Origin of the sequence: Legionella jamestowniensis (assembly GCF_001467745.1) — a bacterium.
Lineage (GTDB): Bacteria > Pseudomonadota > Gammaproteobacteria > Legionellales > Legionellaceae > Tatlockia > Tatlockia jamestowniensis.
The window spans coordinates 328849-346198 of the sequence record NZ_LNYG01000013.1; the positions used below are offsets into that span (position 1 = coordinate 328849).

Genomic DNA, 17350 nt, shown 5'->3' on the forward strand with positions numbered 1-17350 from the left:
TTGCCCACACGTTCCGTAGGGCACAGGCTGGTACGAAGGACTCGTCCCATCATATCCACAGGCTATATTGTTAATTCCTAAGGTCTTCACTGCCGTTACAGAGCCTCTTTGTTTTATATTCTGAACATTCACCAATCTAAATAATAATTTTAGCTTTTTTTGAATCTTCTTTTGTAAAATAAACAGGTCGAGTGTATTAAATTTATCTTACAATTGCTTTTTCTGAATAGGATTAAGGCAATTAGAAGCCATCAATCGCTGATAAGGTGTTTGAGACGGGTCGTACTTTTTTCTCACATGAGATTGAATCCGTATCAGGTATGGGCAACTGTCTTAGCAAACGTGCTGCCGCTTTGCGATGATAATGATGAGTTTCGCAAAATTCATCCAAAATGCGTTTCTTTAACGCTCTATTGCCACCCTGGTACCGTATACGCTGTATTTTTAGATATAAATCCATGTTCCCTTGCCCCATTTCTGTCCCTCTCCTTCGGCAACAGCAATTTTGAGGCAACGAAGCAATTTATGCGCTTATTTAAGAGAGCATTCGGCAACAGATAATTTGAGGCAATTCGGGCAAATACAGGTTTCAACCCTATTAAGAAAACTTTAATTATTGGTTGCTATAATCTTTATTATCGAATTAAAGAGTATAATGACATGAAACTGAGTGAGTTAATTAGTAAGTATTTAAATAATTCCTATAGTAAGTCTGAAGCGCAGTCCTACATTAGAGGGTTAAGGATAGATACTCCAATTCCTGTAGAAATTACTACTTTTATAGAAAAATTTGCAAGCAAAGAATTGATTAGTGAAAAAGAAGCCCGTAATTTTTCCATGCAATTAACAACACTTAATAAAGAAATACAAAATTGCATTATTCATCTACTTTATAATATGAGCTTAAATATTTACAAGGAATACGAGCAAGAAATTAGGGAAATAGTTGAGAATGAAATTGATGGTAATTTGAAGAAAGGTAAAGAAATTCCAATCAGTTCCGAAAAACATGCTAAGAGCTATATAGGACTATTAAACTGTTATCAACTTTTTTCTTGTCCCCTCCCTAGAGGGGATTTTACTTTCTCCTATCCGGGAGTTTATGACCCACAAAGAAATATTATTAATTATGATGTTCCATTTGCAATTAATGCACTCCGGCTAGTTGGGAAATTGCCGACTACTGACAATTTTATGGGTATGGATTTAAGCAAACCGTTTTACCCTTTAAAATTGGAAGTCGTTAAACAGGAGAAAGTTCCTTTAAAAAAAGGTGTTAAAGAAGGTGACACTTTTTACCCTTACAAAGCGGTAAGTAAAATTGCCAAGGGAGATACTGGAGATAATACTTTTTTGGCCACTAATGGCAAAAAAATTCTTTTCATTCGCGGGGTAGAACGTTATTCTCCAAATGCTATTTTAGCCTCCAAAATTGCAACCTTAGTTAGCCCAGCTCACTTTTCTTCAGAACGCTTATTAGATAATCGTTTAGTTGGCTCTAAAGCAATTCCAAATTACGCAATTTCTGTCGCTGATCGTCGAACTCGGGATGCCCGAAAAGAGTATATAGAGACAAAAAAACAAGTATTTCCCGGCTCAGGGATTATTGACGAAGTGACTAATTACATTGTTGAAGGGGACCCTAATATTGAAAATTTTGGGTTTTCTTCTGAAGATGTAGCTAAAAGCCATCTATCAAAAATTGATTTCGACCACTGTGCTATTGCTTCGGAAACGTTACACGAAACTTATGAACGTGACGTATTAACAAAGCCCTGGGGAGGAATTTATCACGGAGCCGAACATGTGCAAATTGACCCCGACTACATCAAGGAGAAATTATTTGCCCGCTTAAAAGTGTCTATGCTTACCCCACCCTTGCTCAGTATGCTTGCAGACAAAGCCTATACACCTGAAGATGAAAAAGCTAAAAACAAGGCCGTTACACAATGTATTAATAGAAGCAATATTGCCTTGGACTTATTTTTTGAGCACCCATCAGTAAGAACGTTTCTTACTGAAAATCCTACGGTTCTTAATCAATGTTATCAAGAAATTGCCGTCTATATATCAACCCATTTTGAAGAAAAAGATCAAAACTTTTTATTAGAGTCACTAAGAAACCGCTTAGAAATTATTAAGAATAAAGTGAATGATAGATTAAATATAGATCTACCGATATCTGACTATTCCCCAGATACTCCCGTCGTTGAAGAGACACTATTTACCGTAGCACAAAAGCAGCAACCCAAGTCTTTGAAGGTAGAACCTTCTTTCGAAGTGAAGTCCCTAAACTTAAATCAAGACCATAATGTCGAAGTTAAAAAGCCAGAAACTACTTTTTTATCGCGCAATTGGCTAAAATTACTTGGTATAGCCACCCTCACATTAATCGGAGTGGGAGTTGGTGTAGCACTAACCGCTACAGGCGTTTTTGCACCGCTTGGGATTGGGATAACCGGATTTACAGTTGCTGCCGCAGTTGGTTTGGGTAGCGGGTTAGTCGTTGGAGGTGCTACTTTTGGTGCAAAAATAGCCTATGATGAATATCAATTCCAATCATCCAACCCTGTTGAGATTGTCGATGAAAAGAAAGGAGAATTGAGACCTTCACCCAGTGTTCAATCTTTGATAGAGCAAGTCCAAATAAGCCATCAAGCGATTGAAAAAGGAGCGGTTAAAGTAGAACAAACCCTTGATAGAGTCTTGGAAAAAACGCAACCTAAAAAGCCTGATGCAGAACAAACCCATGAATTATCTAAGTTTGAAATTAAATAGGATTTAGTATGAGTAAGTTAACATTTTTTAACAATTTTAAGCAAAAACTTCATGTCCTGGAACAACAAGCGACGTCTTTGGTTAATGTTGAGGATATTGCTCATTTACGCCAAATTAGCAATCAATTGCAAAGTGAGCTGGATAAATATAAGCAGTTAATGATGAATAGCTTTGATTTATTGTGGGAAAAGCGAAATCAATATAATCAATTATTAGCCGATAACCTTAATTCAAATCCTCTTAGTTCTGAAGAATACAAACAGGTGGCTAAAAAATTTAAACAATTTGATTGTGATATCGAAGCGTTAAGCAAACTCATCAAGACAGAAAAACCTCAAGAAACAATTGAGCTCTACGAGGCTAAACTAAGCACTATCAATGATCGAATTCATGAACTTGAACGAGGACTATCTCTCACAAGGTAAATTCCTGCGCACGCGAGTCAAATATTATCCTAAAATTGATAGAAAAATCAATTTATATGGAAGCGAAGCTATCATTGATGAATGAGGATCGGATCAAACCATCCCTTGATTAGAGCTGATAGTTTTAAGCAATAAATTATCCATATTTAATAAAATGAATTTAGTTTCGACTTAATCTGAACCATAAAGCTAGCTGGGCGCTTAGTCTCTTTGGAAGAAGCTCAAATTCATAGATTTCGGATAACTTATTGCTTTTGAGTTATTTCCAAATATGTTCAACAAAGGATTAAACAAAAACAATTTTAAGATTACTTTTTTGGGCAGAACAACTGATACCATTCAAGTAGGTACAGTAATAATTGGTCTTGCGAAACTAACTTTTCTGTCTAGAGAGCCCTCTATTCTTCTATTTAAATTAACTTTACCAATCATACCTCTATGTATACCTTCAACTACTGCTTCAATAAGTGTACTACAATCGAAAACCTCGCGAACATGTTTTAAATATTTTTCAACAGTGTAGGGACTAATTTTAAGAACTTGAGCAATTTGTTTCGCGGAGTTACCTTGTGCAGCCAGCCATAAGCATTCTTGTTCACGAACGGGTATTGATGCTTTTTCAGAGTAACCGCCTCTTATTACTGCATGCCGATGTGCTTTATTAGTCAAAATAAAAGAAAATTTGTACTTCGCATTGCAGTAAGTAATTAATTCAAGAAAAGTATCAACAAAATTAATACAGAAATTTTCAAAAGATCGAATTGTTTTCTTATAAAATTGTTCTGAATCTGTCAGAGTATTCCGTATGGCACTGAACACAAAAGTACATTCTGCGCAGCGTCTAATAATGTTATAAACTGGATAAATATTATATTGTTCAGTTAATATAGTTTTTAATCGAGGAGAAATAAATTGGACTTTATCACATAAATAAAAATCACCTTGCGTAAAAGTAATCATTCCAGGCGTGTACGTATAATCCTCTTTATACAAAGCTTCCTGATAATAGGATAAAATAATCGGATAGACATTTGATAGAATTAGCAAATCCCCATCATTGAAAATCAGATACATTACAAAATGTTTAAGCCCCATACTTCTTAAAGGTCTACACGCCTCATCAATTTGCTTTCTATAAGCTAGACTTAAAATGTAGGGTACATCCTTCATAATTCCATTTCCTTTTTAAATTTATGACCTCAAAATTAATACAAGCATCGCCATATAATTAATAGTGATATGTCAGCAATTATAATTACACTTTTTATCAAGTCAATGGTGTATTTACACTTTATGCGCACTTTTTTTGTTAATTAGTTCTACTAGGAATTATTTCATATATAATGGCTCAATTTGAATGTAAGATTTTTAGAGAGACTAAATGTTAGCAATTGCAAAACCTAAAATAGTCTTATTAGATGACGATCAATCCTTATTAGAAGTTATCTGTTATTATTTCCATGAAAAATTTAAAGAAACCGTTTTGGTGGAGATCTTTTCGAAAAGCCAGGACTTTTTTCTTTATATTCAAGAAAATTGTTATTTATCAGAGTCACCCTCCGATATATTAAATTCATTTTATGCTAACACTAAAAGCAAAGAACAAATTAAGAAAACGTTGAAAGATTTATCAGAGCTATCAGCAATACTTGTGATAGACCAAGAGCTCAGAGAGGAAAATGTTACAGGAATAGAATTAAGCAACCAAATTAGGCAATACTTCCCATCGGCTTATATTAGTATGCTGACGAGCAATATTCCTACCGATAAGGCGGTCGAGTTACATAATAACCACAGTATAGACTTGTTTATAGATAAAAAAGACATTAATGCCATACATAATCTATATGTATATCTATCAAAACAAATAGATGAAATCAAAAATGAATACATGATAGACCCAATAGATATTTTTGAGTATGCAGATATCTTTGAGAATGACGAATACCTAAACAATAAAAATATACTACTAGAAAGAAATAACCCTATATCATTTTTAACCCTTAATAATGATGGCGATATTGCGTTTATGAAAAAAAATAAACAAATATCTTTCTGGAAATATAATTCTCAATCGAAACAATTTACTGAATATGAATAGTCAAGAAATCTCAAATATCTTAATAAATCTTTCACCTGCGAAAAGAATTAAATTTATTAGGCAAAAACTTCTTAAGCAGAATCAACAAACGTTTTGTGAAGACGGCATTATTAGATCTGGAACTTTAAAATCAATCGAAATAGAAAGAATCAAAGTTGGTCCTAAAATCGCCGAAAGACTTGTGCATAAATTAAATCTTGAGGGTATTATATGTGATGTCAGTCTCTTTTTAGAGCAGAATTCCCCTTGTACGATAAAAATCGACTCATCCAAAAAAGAACTTGCAGGTAGCTCAATGAGCTACTTAGAAGAAATTAGACAAAAAATAACCCAGCTTACTCCGATAAAAATTTCTACTAGTGAATACGCACCACAGTTTCCAGCCCAATCTACATTACTAGCATATGAAGCAACAAAAGAACATTTAAAGGACTTTGACAAAACTTTATGTTTTATTCAAGGTAATAAATCTTCCTTATATTATTTGACTTATCTTAATGAACATGAGCTAGAAGGAGAAATAAATAACAAAAAAATTAAAATCTCTACTAACATTATTGAGTTCTGTACAATATTTATTGTTGAAATAATTTATTTGATAAGCAATAAAAAATCAAATTTATAGATTTTTAATAACCTTTTATACGGATTATACTAATTGAAAATATCTTAAGATTAGAGAAAATTCAAATAAATCGACTTTTAGGTTCTCAACAAATCAAGGACTAGAAATCATATCGAATAAAGTAATGATACTCCTTCCAAATAATCTTGATTTTAAGTATTTCATTTACTACCATCCCGGCAACACAAAATGTCTAATTTTTGGTTTTCTCATGATATTAAGGTATTTCCTTTATAGTATTATAATTTTTTTTTAAGCAACCCGCATATGGAGAAGCATTACTAATAGTTCCTTTTGACTCGAAAAAAGGCCAGCAATATTTGCTAACTAGCAATCTAAATACTAATTTTTTTAAACTTATTGAAAACTACACTAGTCAAAAAAATCAAGTATATTGTGGTATAGCCAGTGCTGTTATAATTCTTAATTCACTTGAGACTATCCCGGATTCGTTATTGTTTGATAAATATTATTTTTTTACTCAAGAAAATGTTTTTCTTTCTGACTTTAAAAACAAAAAATTTATGGATGAAATTTATAAGCATGGAATAACATTAGATAAATTAGGAGAAATGCTAAAAGAAAAAAAAGTTGATGTCATAATCAAACATGCTAGTAGTAAAGGATATTTTAACTTTATTCATGATATTGAAAATACTTTACATCATCAAAATTTTATTATAGTGAATTTTTTTAGGCCAAAAATAAATCAAGAAGGAGGAGGACACTTTTCTCCTATAGCCGCATACAATAAAAATAAAAACTCTGTTTTGATTTTAGATGTGGCGAGATATAAACAAAAACCTTTTTGGATTAATGCAGATAGATTATGGAAATCTATGAATACTTTAGATAAAAGAGCTCATAAAAGCAGAGGTTATTTAATTATAAAAGGTGTTCCGCATGAAAAATAAAACAGTTATTATTACGGGGGCAAGTAAAGGTATTGGGGAAGAATTAGCAAAATATTTTGCTCAGAAAAAATATAATCTTTTTTTATTGGCAAGAAATGCTTTATTGTTACGAAACTTAAAATATAGCTTAGAAGAACAATATGCTGGTGCTTGTGTTGAATATCGAGAATTGGATATCACTGATACAGATGAATTAAATTTTGTTTTAAAAACATACTGCAAAACACATGAATCTATTGACGTTCTAATTAATAACGCTGGTTTTGTAAAAAGAGGAACCTCTGAAATTGATAATTCTGATTTAAATGAAATGGTTGAGGTTAACCTAAAAGGACTTATGAATACAACAAATATTGTTGTTCCGTTCATGAAAAAGCAAGGATATGGGCAAATTATTAATATGTCCTCTAGAAACGCTAAAATATCACGCGTTTTTTTAGGTGTTTATGCTGCAACTAAAGCTGGTGTACTAGCTTATAATGAAGCCTTATACAAGGAATTGATGGAGTATGGCATTAAAGTCACTGCCCTTGTCCCTGGATTTGTAAATACTCAAATGACATCGGATGTTCCTTTAGATAAAAAATTGCTAATTCAACCAGAAGATATCTCATATTTTGTAGATTTTATTCTGGGTTTACCTGATAGAGTCGCGTTAAAAGAAATATGCTTTGAAGCAAAACCTCAGGTTGGCAAGTATGCGTAAGTTATTATTGCTTATAACTATTTCTTTGGTAGTTATTAGTCACTATGGTTTCTCCCAGCATCTTCGAATAGGAATCTTAGATAGTTTCTCATATCAAAAATATGTTTCCGTAAATTATGAAAAATATTATATGGATGGCTTTAACCTTGCCAGAGTAAATGCTTTAAAAAAAGGAGTTGAAATAGAATATAAAATTTTTCGATATCGATACGATGGACTTTCAATAGTTAATGCTATAAAAAACTGCAAAAGTGGAAGCCAGATGCCATTATTGGCCCTCGAGACTCTAAAAGTTTTCTTACTTTGGCTGGATATTTAAAAAATACATTATGTGTATCCCCATTCGCAACCTCCCTTAAAATTAAATCATTACCATCTAATTTTCACAGCATGACCTATCTTGATGATTATACTTCTCAAATATTCATTTATTTCTTTGAAAAAGAATTCAAATCAAAACCGATTTATTCTTTAGTTGAATTAGATTGTCGAAGTTGTAAAGATTTAGCAGACGAAGTTGAAAGGAATTATCATGGTGCTTTTAGAAAAAATTATTTTCTAAAAGCAGATATTGAAGATGACGATCTGGAAAAATTATTGACGAATTATAACGGAGAAGATTACATATTTCTTCCCGATACAGCACACTCTACAGCCGTTTTAATGATAAGGCTATCTAATTATCTGAAAAAGAATTTAATTTTTATAGGTGGTGATGGTTGGGGTACATGGGGAGACTCAGAGGTGGGGCGCACAAGTTTAAAGTATCCTATGAAGGCATTCCATATTACTCCTTGGTCTCTAGAAATTGAAACGAAAAGAACAACGCATTTTAAAAAGAATTATTCTAAATTTTACGGAAAGAAGCCAGAAAATAAATTGTCATTTATTATATATGAAACAACTAACTCTCTTGTTGAATCATTTTTACTTATTCCTTCGAACTGCAATCAAAAACTTAATACCCAAGAACAAATAAAGTGCTCATATAATTCCAAGCTCATTCATAAACCTGCTTGGCGCAAACCTGATGGATATGCGGTTTTCAAAATAGAAAACAATATTAATCAATTATTTGCTGTAATCAATAAGGATGTTTCATATGGAAGTATCTTTAAAAAAGAAAATTAAACAGAAAATTAGCTCACGAATAGGATTTAGTCTTTTTTTGTCAGCTTTGCTGATGATGTCGTTAACTATCTCTGATATACACAATGTCTTAATTAGTAAAGAACATGATTTAAAAAGATTTTCTAGAAACTTAGATAATTATATTGTCAGTCAGTTAATTATAGGAAATAAAGAAGCTATTCTTTATAAATTGAAAAAAGAGGAAGATAAAAGCCACATATTTATTCATTGGAAAGAAAACTCTCAAGAGAATAATAATAAAATCTCATTTGTGTGGCCATACAATTGGAAAATAATTCATCATATTGAATCAATAGTTGATGGTAATTTTGGAGAATACATAATTCGGGGATCGCTTTTAGATGATAAAGAATTGATTAGAAGTATTTTTACCCGATTTTCTGTATTTGTATTTTTTCTAATATTGGTTGTATGGATTTTATGGCCATTATATTACCGAATTCCTCATAATATCATTTTAAAACCAATAGCAGAGTTGTTAGCAACCATTGATGAAACTGAAAAAAATAATGCTCCTTATGGAAAGAGTGAGCCGAATATAATAGAAATAAATTTGCTTAAAAATAAAATTATTTCAATGGTAAATGAAATAAGATACAGAACACGTGAAAGTGTAGCTTTAAATATTGCTCAACAGGTAGCGCATGATATTCGTTCACCTATATTGGCTTTAGAGTCATTACACTCTATTTCATTTGAGTTATCCTTAGAAAAACGCAATATGATACGCACGATTGTGAAGAGAATGAATTCAATTATAAACAATTTATCTGACATCACCCATCATAGCGATTTATGTATTGATCCTCAGAACAATAATGATTGTTTTATTTATAATCTATTAAGTAATATTCTGGAGGAAAAAAAATTAGAATACTATAGTCGAGATATTATTTTTTCAATTAATATTTCTCGTGATTTGATTGGTGTATCCTCTAACATTGACGAAGAAAAATTTGAACGCTGTATTTCAAATATTTTGAATAATTCAATTGAAGCCTTAAATCCTGGCGGCGTAGTTATCTTGGCAGCAGACCTTCACAATGAATGTATACATATATCTATATCTGATAATGGAAAAGGTATTCCTGCTGATCAAATAGATAATATTTTTTTAAAAGGTTTCAGTTTTAATAAAAAAAATGGCAAAGGGCTAGGTTTAACATTTGCTAAAGAATGTATTGAGAGTTTTGGAGGAAAATTACAGATAAAATCTTGCTTTGAGCAGGGAACTGTTGTTGATATTTTTTTAAATGCCCGTCCCTCTCCTGATTGGTTGTGTAAAAGAATTGATCTCTCAAAATACAATCACATATGCGTTCTAGATGATGAGGAAGAAATACATGAAATATGGTACAAAAAGTTGGTAGGTTCTATTAATAAAGAAAAAATTATGTCTTTTTATGATAGTTCAAAATTTATTAGGTATTTAAATAAAATAAATAAACATGAGACTTTATTTTTAATTGATTATCAAATAGCGAAGAATGAATTGACTGGTTTGCAGATTATTACTGATTTTAATCTACAAGATGATGCTTTTTTGGTAACAAGTTATTATGCTGATAAACGCATAATCAGTGAATGCGTTAAAAACAATATTAAGATAATTCCTAAAATTTTATTAAGTTATATTACAATTAATTGAATTAGGTACTGAGGTGGACTAATAGATTTATTTCTTATATAGAGAGGTTCTTTTATAAAAACTTCATGTATTCCAAAATGGAATTTCATACCCCCCTTTATTCGTTTGCCCTTTCAAAAATAGAGCGATTAAAATGTAAGCTATTAGATAAATATTAGATCTATTTTGAGTGAGGTATCGCCATGAAAATTGAAGTATATAATGAATTAATCCGGTTACATCGAGTAGCCAATGATGCCAATCAAACCGCTGACGTTCGAAGGCAAGCAACAGAAGATTTTGAGAGACTTTTTCAAGCTAGCGATGAGACGATGAAACAAATCGTCCAAGATGCCATTGCTCCCGCTTCCTCTACACAAGGTTCACTACTATATACCTATCGCGCTGCCCTAACAGATTATTCAAGAAGTCATTCCATATTTTCAGCGGCGGATACTTTTTTTCGTGTAGGTGGTACAAGATTGACAAATCCCGAAGAACCCACTCCCGGAAGCTCCTTTTCTCCTAATAATTAATAATTCTCTCCTTATAAATTAGTGAGTTTACAAAAAATCAGATAGTAGATTTAATTTAATAAGCGCCTGATTTAGTTAAGAATAGAGTATCCTTGCTATAATAACTTTTAAACTCTCTCATAATTTGGAGACTGAAGTGAAGGAACTTGTAAGGAAATTTGAGGCTAAAAGTGATGAAGGTAAATCTGTACTCATTTTAGAATATCGAGGAATTAAAGATATCCTCATTCCGCCAGATAAGGAAGAGATGCCTATGTATGGTCTACCTACTTATACAACGGCTAATGGACAAGAAGTCATTAAAGTAAATGGAGGGTATCAAATCCTTGGTCTTGATACGCTTTTTTATGAAAATGATTAATTTGCATGGTTCTCTACTGCATGCAACAACAGCCTTCAACTGATGTCAATAACCTACATTAATCTATGCATTTAAATCTGTTATAATTAAGTCCTTTTTGTATCAATACTAACATAGGATCTTTCCATTGAACGCCATTCGCTGGACAGAAAAGCAAAGTCTTGTTCGCTTGTTCCCGTTAATTATCAGCATTTCTTTTGCGATGGATGTTTTTGTGCCTGCTATTCCGGAAATGAGTCATTTTTTTAATACCACAAATAGAACCATGCAAGCTAGTCTTTATATGTTTATGCTCACAGTCGCGATCGGTCAGTTGCTAGTAGGTCCGTTAGCAGATCGTTTTGGTCGCAGACGTGTTGCCCTTGGCACCGCAATTCTTTTTTTTGCAGGTTCCCTTCTTTCATCGCTGGCTCCTTCTGTCCCAACATTGATCATCGCACGAGTCATTCAGGCCGCTGGAGCCTGCGGTACTTATTTGTTGTCTTTCATTATAGTCAGGGATAATTTTTCAACCACGGCCTGTGCTCGACTGTTTAGCATGCTAAATGGCACTAATTCGATAATAGCGAGCGCTGCTCCCATAATAGGTGGATTATTGCTTGATTTAACCCAGGATTGGCATAGTGAATTTTATTTTTTAACCTTGCTCGGATTTTTGATGAGTATTGTCGTATTTCGCTATATCCCTGACTACAATTATCCTAAGGCCAATCAATCAAAAGCAAATTTATACAAAACTATCAGAAAAATGATAGTTAATCCTGATTTTCGCAAGTATACGCTTATTGCTGCTTCCTCTTTATTGGGTTTGTATTTATTCTGTGCTTTATCACCGGAAATTCTAATCACAAAACTTCACCTGTCACCAACAACATACGGCCTTTTTTTTGGTCTGAACGCAGTGACGGTTTGTTTTTCCAACATGATTGCAGCACGTCTCACTTATTCTTATCCATTGGAAAAAATTGTCTTTTGGGGGTTAGTATTGATGCTACTTGCCTGTTTTTTCATGATAATTTTTAACTTGCATCAATCCAGTGTTTTAACATTTATGCTCCCCATGCTTTGCCTAACGGTAGGGATTGGTACGTGTATGGGTTCGGCAGCAGCGCTTGCATTAAAGGATTTTGAACAGCAAGCCGGGATTGCTACTGCTTTATTAGGTTCCTGTCAATTTGGTTTGGCAGGTTTAATTGGCATTCTGGTCGCTCAACTAATACCAGGACCATTGAGCCTTGCGATTCCTGTCTTTTGCTTCAGTGCAATAGGATTTGTCAGTCTCACCAAATTTAACCTAAAACTCTTGCGGGCATAATCAATATCAATTGAAAAAGAGCTTCTTGAATCAAGAGAAAAAATAAACCGAGTATCGCAAAGCTTTTGTTGTTAATGAGGGAAGTTACCCAGGTCATCATGGGGAATCATCGCATACCAGTAAAGCCTCTCTTAGCAAATATAGCAATATCTGCAACAGGAATAGGGTTACTCTTTGTCATTGGTAAATTACTGGCCACCGGAACCGGCGTTTTCTCTGAAACAAAGAGGCAGGCAAAAATTAACTCTATTAAAGATGCCTTGCAAGAAACTGAAGCGTTTTCCAAAAAGCATCGATGAATTATGCACTATGTTTAAATGACGGCGCGACACTCAAAAACCCAGTATCACTAACGTCGCTTATAATCTTCCCGTTGCATGGAATATTAAAGTTGAGAATACATCCCCTTAGAGTGTACACTGAATTTTTTATTAAACATTAAAGTTAATGAATAAATCCGATTCTTTTTATAACCTTGAAACGATTGGAGGTCTTCTTTTATTTCTTGCTGCCGTGTTAGCAATTATCGTAGCTAACTCACCCTATCGCACTGTATATGACCATTTTTTAACCATTCCTGCCAGTGTTACGATCGGTAATTTCAACATTAAAAAGCCCTTACTTTTGTGGATTAACGATGGATTAATGGCTATTTATTTCCTGTTAATCGGTCTTGAAATTAAACGCGAGATCAAACGCGGTATTCTAAGCAGCAAAACCAATCTTTTAGTACCGGCTATTACAGCCTTAAGTGGTTTGGTTTTTCCTGCCTTGATTTTTGTCGCGTTTAACAGACACGATACAGTATTTTTACACGGTTGGGCGATACCCACTGCCACAGATATTGCTTTTACACTAGGTATTATCTCACTTTTGGGTTCCCGTGTGCCCCTTTCTTTAAAAATTCTGCTGACTGCCATTGCTATTTTTGATGACATTGCCGCTATTGTGATCATTGCCCTTTTCTATACGCAAAAGCTTTCGCTCTTTTCTTTGTCATTAGCACTATTATTCGCCTTCATTTTGGGGGCGTTAAACTATTTTAACTGCCGTCGTGTGTCTGTCTTTATGTTTTTTGGCATTGCCTTATGGATTGCGGTGCTTAAATCCGGAGTTCATGCTACCCTGACAGGAATCATCCTGGCCCTGGCTATTCCTGATATAGAAAAGAAATCCATGCTTAGCCGTCTTGAAGACAGTCTTCACCCGTGGGTTGTCTTTTTTATTCTACCCCTTTTTGCTTTTGCCAATGCAGGCGTTACTTTTATTGGTCTTAATCCCTCTATGTTTGTTCATCCCATTGTCTTAGGGACAGCCTTGGGTTTATTTATTGGCAAACAAGTTGGGGTATTTTTACCGCTAGCCTATTTTGTTAAATTTAAACAACTTTTACGACGGGATAAAATTAATTTCACACACCTCTACGGTATAGCCTTAATTTGTGGTGTGGGCTTTACCATGAGTTTATTCATCGGCTCACTCGCTTATTACAATAATTTAAACTTAATTCCCATGGTAAAAATCGGGGTGGTTTGCGGCTCTTTAATTTCCGGGATAGCAGGTTTTTTTGTTCTAAAACGAGCAGTTACAGGATAATTACTTATTAAATTTTTTAAGTTTTAACCCATCCAGGGTATAAAAGTGAATATATCCTTTATAAGGTATATCTATAAAAATTCAGTTCATCTCTAAACTACAAATCATCTCGCAATATTGCCAATCGTTTTAATGTCTTTAAATAGCTTAGAAAGTTGATTGCTTGTCGGGAGGTACGTTGCTGCTCAAAACGTTCAAGGTTTGTTTCTTCATAAAAAGTAGTAATTTTTTGTTGAATTTCTATTCGCTTACTCTGTTGTTCTTCTTTATAAAGTTTTAGTAATGCTTGTTCAATCAAAGAAACATCAATGCTTGCCGTTTCAGCTAGGTGATGAACCTTTTCTAAATTGATACCACGAGAGATGTAACTTAATGTCGCTTGAATCAACGTTAACTGAATGAAATGTTTTTTCGCATCTTGAAAACGTTTTTGTTTTCTTAAACTGAAATGCTCTCCTTCTAATGACTCCATTAACCCACGAGTTAGCCAAAAAAAATGAGTTAAATCATAAGGATTTCCTTGGCCTGAAAGAAAGACTCTCATGTTATGAATTAGATATCCATAAATTTTTTTAATATTTCGCTCAAGCAACGACAGTGGATGGGCACGCCATAAAAGATTGCCTACAATAAAACTGGCAGCTATACCAATAAGAATACCTCCAAATCGTTCGAGTGGAGGCCACAACTCAGTAGGTGGACCCCCAGCTTGAGCCAAGCAAATTACTAAAGCAATATTGGCTTGCAAACCGATATAAGCATAAGAGGTGTATTTAAAGGAAAAATAGCTAAACGCCCAAACAGCAAAAAAAACAAGAAGAATAAATGCATACAAATTTAGGAAAAAAAAGCCTAAGGGAAATAACGCGACACTCCCGCCTAAAAGACATCCCAAAAACCGATGGAAACTGATATTTTTCATTTCAAACAAGTCTTTGCGGATTGAAATAACAACACTGCTAATAATGCCATTTAAACCACCTGGCCAATTGCTTACCAGCCAAAACCCTAAAGCAAGTACCGCTGCCAACCCCGCCTTAATGCTGTGTTTAATCACATCGGGATCACTACTTAATTGTTGTTGTTTATTGATAACTGCTTTTTGGTGAACTGGAGGTTGGTGATTAATTAAAATATCATCCAAGCTGATAAGTATCGTATTGATTTGATGGAGCAAAGTCATTAAATCAATACAAACCCTTGTAGACGTCTCCAAAGACTCCTTTTCAATCATTCCATTCAGAATCTCTATGGCATTCTCTGTATGCAGCATTTTTTTTGCGACTACTTTTTCTGTAAAAAACGCCTTTTTTAAACATTCCAAGTCCTGACAAATGGCAGTAAAAACATTATCAATCGCTGTTAAAAAAGTGCTTAATTCTTCTTGCCTTTTTATTTCACAGGACGTTGCAAAATAAGTAATAGCCCGTGTTAAGTCATAAAATAGATCCAATAATACACGAAGTTGATCAATTTTTTCTTTGGTGATACCCAACTCGCGCCGCATAAAACCCAACATTTCTGTGGTTTTTTTTAATTTTTTTTTAAGAGCCAAATTACTCTCGGCAATTCCAGCAAAAGAGATGTCTTGTTGTGCCAAAAGCGAATGTTTTAACTGTTCAAAAAGCTGCTCTAGAGAATCAAAAATTTCCGATACATTTTTTTGAATGTTGTCGTGAATATTATTTGGAAACAAGCATAAAGCGGCAGCTGCAGAAACCAAAACGCCAAGGCCAATCTCAATCGGCCGCCAAATGGCTACATTAAAAACTTCTTCAGGACTTATCGCTAGTTGAGCAATAACAATGAATGCCCCTAATGCCCCCAAAAGATAGGCATAAGCATAGGTACTGAAATTATAATAATAAACAGCGACTGTAATTAGTAATAAATTAACCAGTAAATAGAGAAAAAGGCTGTCTGCGACCATGCGCGCCAAAATAAATCCCAGCCATACACCAATGATTGTACCCACAATACGCAATATTGCTTTATCAATGATACTACCCACATAAAGATTGGCGACAATAACTACGGTCATGCCAGACCAATAAGGCTTCTCCAAATGAAGTGCAAATGCAATCAGTATCGCACTAACCGCTGCAATAGCTGTGCGTAATGCCGCTCTATTTTCGATGGTATTGGATGTGATTGCAGTGAAAATCTTACTTCTCCGTTGGATAAGTTATTGTGGTCGCACTCGCACCAATTCTTAAAGGGTATTGTGGGGTTACATCGTCTATGTAGATTCTTACGGGAAAGCGTTGTGCAATTTTAATCCAATCTTCGGTTGCTTCCATGTACAGCAATGTTGATGGTGCAACAGCCCCTGACTGAACACGATTAATTCCCCAGCCAATACTTTTCACATGACCGTGAAAAACTTTGCCTGGATACATGTCAATTTTAATTTTTGCCTTATCCCCAGGTTTAATTAAGCGAATAGCCGTTTCTCGATAACGGGTCTCAACCCACCAGCGTTTTGTTTCAACCAATGCAAACAAACCTTCACCCACTTTGATATATTGGCCTCGCCGTAAATTAAAGTTGGTAATATAACCATCTGCAGGAGCTAACACAGTCGTATGCTCATATAAATAGCGGGCTTTATCATACTTTGCCTTGGCGGCTAAAACGGCATTGTTATCGAAGTTTTGCTCAGCAATGCGCAGTTGCTGCGCCCCAGCCAAGACCATTGCTTCTTGCTCTTTAATTTTGGCTTCAACATTAATGACCTGAATCTCCGGTAAAGCACTTTCTTTTAACAGTTTCCGATATCGTTGGAAATGATCCTGACTTAACGCCAGAAACGATTTGCTCTGTTGTAGCTTCTCTTGGGCAATGATAATAGCCAATTTGTTATTTTCGTAATTGATTTTGGCAATATTCCATTCTGCCAATGCCTTTTCCATAGCATATTTATAGGGTCTCGGGTCTATCTCTATTAATTTTTGCCCCTTCTTGACGCTCTGGTTCTCAATGACATAAATATCGCTGATAGGCCCATCCACCAAAGATGCCATGTTCACCACATGTGCTGAAACATAAGCATCGTCTGACCAGGTAAAATAATAGGCAAAATAACGATAGCCAGCGTATGCCAGAACAATAATCATTATGGTTACCACATGAGGCCAATATTGAAACGCTGCTAAACGTTCTCGAATCATTACCTACAATCCTGGGCTAAAAAGCTTTTTACATCACTATAGCT

At 34.3% G+C, this 17350-nt stretch carries 18 protein-coding genes; 14 read left to right on the top strand and 4 right to left on the bottom strand.

Annotated elements, in window-relative coordinates; genetic code table 11:
- Positions 1 to 241: 241 nt before the first annotated feature.
- Positions 242 to 460, bottom strand: coding sequence for a hypothetical protein (locus tag Ljam_RS05815; protein WP_238583700.1), 219 nt, complete (start codon positions 458 to 460; stop codon positions 242 to 244).
- 200 nt (positions 461 to 660) lie between these two features.
- Here Ljam_RS05815 and Ljam_RS05820 point away from each other — a divergent pair, with 200 nt between their 5' ends.
- Positions 661 to 2778, top strand: a complete 2118-nt coding sequence (locus tag Ljam_RS05820; RefSeq protein ID WP_058449185.1) for a hypothetical protein — start codon at positions 661 to 663, stop codon at positions 2776 to 2778.
- Positions 2779 to 2786: 8 nt separating this feature from the next.
- Entirely contained in the window at positions 2787 to 3203 is a 417-nt protein-coding gene (locus tag Ljam_RS05825; protein WP_058449186.1) for a hypothetical protein, read from the top strand.
- A 339-nt stretch (positions 3204 to 3542) separates the two neighbouring features.
- On the opposite strand, the gene Ljam_RS05830 is transcribed toward Ljam_RS05825, so the two are convergent.
- Positions 3543 to 4373 (bottom strand): response regulator transcription factor, encoded by an 831-nt coding sequence (locus Ljam_RS05830; RefSeq protein WP_058449187.1) that lies wholly within the window; start codon positions 4371 to 4373, stop codon positions 3543 to 3545.
- A gap of 211 nt (positions 4374 to 4584) precedes the next feature.
- Here Ljam_RS05830 and Ljam_RS05835 point away from each other — a divergent pair, with 211 nt between their 5' ends.
- From Ljam_RS05835 to nhaA, 12 genes are all read left to right on the top strand, one after another.
- Positions 4585 to 5304, top strand: coding sequence for a hypothetical protein (locus tag Ljam_RS05835; protein ID WP_058449188.1), 720 nt, complete (start codon positions 4585 to 4587; stop codon positions 5302 to 5304).
- Positions 5297 to 5929: a hypothetical protein gene (locus tag Ljam_RS05840; RefSeq protein WP_058449189.1), complete on the top strand. Its 633-nt coding sequence runs from the start codon at positions 5297 to 5299 to the stop codon at positions 5927 to 5929. Before Ljam_RS05835 ends, Ljam_RS05840 begins: the two co-directional genes overlap by 8 nt.
- Positions 5930 to 6213: 284 nt before the next feature.
- A complete protein-coding gene (locus Ljam_RS05845; protein ID WP_082651582.1) occupies positions 6214 to 6843 on the top strand; it encodes a phytochelatin synthase family protein in 630 nt (209 codons plus the stop codon).
- Positions 6833 to 7549 (top strand): SDR family NAD(P)-dependent oxidoreductase, encoded by a 717-nt coding sequence (locus Ljam_RS05850; protein WP_058449191.1) that lies wholly within the window; start codon positions 6833 to 6835, stop codon positions 7547 to 7549. Before Ljam_RS05845 ends, Ljam_RS05850 begins: the two co-directional genes overlap by 11 nt.
- The gene (locus Ljam_RS05855; RefSeq protein WP_058449192.1) at positions 7542 to 7868 is read left to right on the top strand and encodes a hypothetical protein; all 327 of its coding nucleotides are present in this window, start codon (positions 7542 to 7544) and stop codon (positions 7866 to 7868) included. The genes Ljam_RS05850 and Ljam_RS05855 overlap by 8 nt, the downstream gene beginning before the upstream one ends.
- Positions 7853 to 8680: a hypothetical protein gene (locus Ljam_RS05860; protein ID WP_058449193.1), complete on the top strand. Its 828-nt coding sequence runs from the start codon at positions 7853 to 7855 to the stop codon at positions 8678 to 8680. Before Ljam_RS05855 ends, Ljam_RS05860 begins: the two co-directional genes overlap by 16 nt.
- Complete coding sequence (locus Ljam_RS05865) at positions 8652 to 10349, top strand: sensor histidine kinase (protein ID WP_058449194.1); 1698 nt, start codon at positions 8652 to 8654, stop codon at positions 10347 to 10349. The genes Ljam_RS05860 and Ljam_RS05865 overlap by 29 nt, the downstream gene beginning before the upstream one ends.
- Positions 10350 to 10531: 182 nt before the next feature.
- Positions 10532 to 10864 (top strand): hypothetical protein, encoded by a 333-nt coding sequence (locus Ljam_RS05870; RefSeq protein ID WP_058449195.1) that lies wholly within the window; start codon positions 10532 to 10534, stop codon positions 10862 to 10864.
- A gap of 136 nt (positions 10865 to 11000) precedes the next feature.
- A complete protein-coding gene (locus Ljam_RS05875) occupies positions 11001 to 11225 on the top strand; it encodes a hypothetical protein (protein WP_058449196.1) in 225 nt (74 codons plus the stop codon).
- Between the two features lie 127 nt (positions 11226 to 11352).
- The gene (locus tag Ljam_RS05880; RefSeq protein WP_058449197.1) at positions 11353 to 12540 is read left to right on the top strand and encodes a multidrug effflux MFS transporter; all 1188 of its coding nucleotides are present in this window, start codon (positions 11353 to 11355) and stop codon (positions 12538 to 12540) included.
- Between the two features lie 74 nt (positions 12541 to 12614).
- Positions 12615 to 12839, top strand: a complete 225-nt coding sequence (locus Ljam_RS05885; protein WP_131762434.1) for a hypothetical protein — start codon at positions 12615 to 12617, stop codon at positions 12837 to 12839.
- Between the two features lie 148 nt (positions 12840 to 12987).
- Complete coding sequence (gene nhaA, locus Ljam_RS05890) at positions 12988 to 14136, top strand: Na+/H+ antiporter NhaA (RefSeq protein ID WP_058449199.1); 1149 nt, start codon at positions 12988 to 12990, stop codon at positions 14134 to 14136.
- Between the two features lie 97 nt (positions 14137 to 14233).
- Here the strand turns inward: nhaA and Ljam_RS05895 are convergent, their stop codons facing one another.
- Positions 14234 to 16318, bottom strand: coding sequence for an FUSC family protein (locus Ljam_RS05895; RefSeq protein ID WP_082651584.1), 2085 nt, complete (start codon positions 16316 to 16318; stop codon positions 14234 to 14236).
- Positions 16302 to 17306, bottom strand: a complete 1005-nt coding sequence (locus Ljam_RS05900) for an HlyD family secretion protein (RefSeq protein WP_058449201.1) — start codon at positions 17304 to 17306, stop codon at positions 16302 to 16304. Before Ljam_RS05900 ends, Ljam_RS05895 begins: the two co-directional genes overlap by 17 nt.
- Positions 17307 to 17350 lie beyond the last annotated feature (44 nt).

Excerpts from the sequence above, each read along its gene's own strand:
- Ljam_RS05850 (WP_058449191.1), top strand. The coding sequence starts at position 6,833 with ATGAAAAATAAAACAGTTATTATTACGGGGGCAAGTAAAGGTATTGGG.
- Ljam_RS05885 (WP_131762434.1), top strand. The coding sequence starts at position 12,615 with ATGAGGGAAGTTACCCAGGTCATCATGGGGAATCATCGCATACCAGTA.
- Ljam_RS05830 (WP_058449187.1), bottom strand. The coding sequence starts at position 4,373 with ATGAAGGATGTACCCTACATTTTAAGTCTAGCTTATAGAAAGCAAATT.
- Ljam_RS05820 (WP_058449185.1), top strand. The coding sequence starts at position 661 with ATGAAACTGAGTGAGTTAATTAGTAAGTATTTAAATAATTCCTATAGT.
- Ljam_RS05815 (WP_238583700.1), bottom strand. The coding sequence starts at position 460 with ATGGATTTATATCTAAAAATACAGCGTATACGGTACCAGGGTGGCAAT.
- Ljam_RS05900 (WP_058449201.1), bottom strand. The coding sequence starts at position 17,306 with ATGATTCGAGAACGTTTAGCAGCGTTTCAATATTGGCCTCATGTGGTA.
- Ljam_RS05825 (WP_058449186.1), top strand. The coding sequence starts at position 2,787 with ATGAGTAAGTTAACATTTTTTAACAATTTTAAGCAAAAACTTCATGTC.
- Ljam_RS05840 (WP_058449189.1), top strand. The coding sequence starts at position 5,297 with ATGAATAGTCAAGAAATCTCAAATATCTTAATAAATCTTTCACCTGCG.
- Ljam_RS05865 (WP_058449194.1), top strand. The coding sequence starts at position 8,652 with ATGGAAGTATCTTTAAAAAAGAAAATTAAACAGAAAATTAGCTCACGA.
- Ljam_RS05835 (WP_058449188.1), top strand. The coding sequence starts at position 4,585 with ATGTTAGCAATTGCAAAACCTAAAATAGTCTTATTAGATGACGATCAA.
- Ljam_RS05870 (WP_058449195.1), top strand. The coding sequence starts at position 10,532 with ATGAAAATTGAAGTATATAATGAATTAATCCGGTTACATCGAGTAGCC.
- Ljam_RS05855 (WP_058449192.1), top strand. The coding sequence starts at position 7,542 with ATGCGTAAGTTATTATTGCTTATAACTATTTCTTTGGTAGTTATTAGT.
- nhaA (WP_058449199.1), top strand. The coding sequence starts at position 12,988 with ATGAATAAATCCGATTCTTTTTATAACCTTGAAACGATTGGAGGTCTT.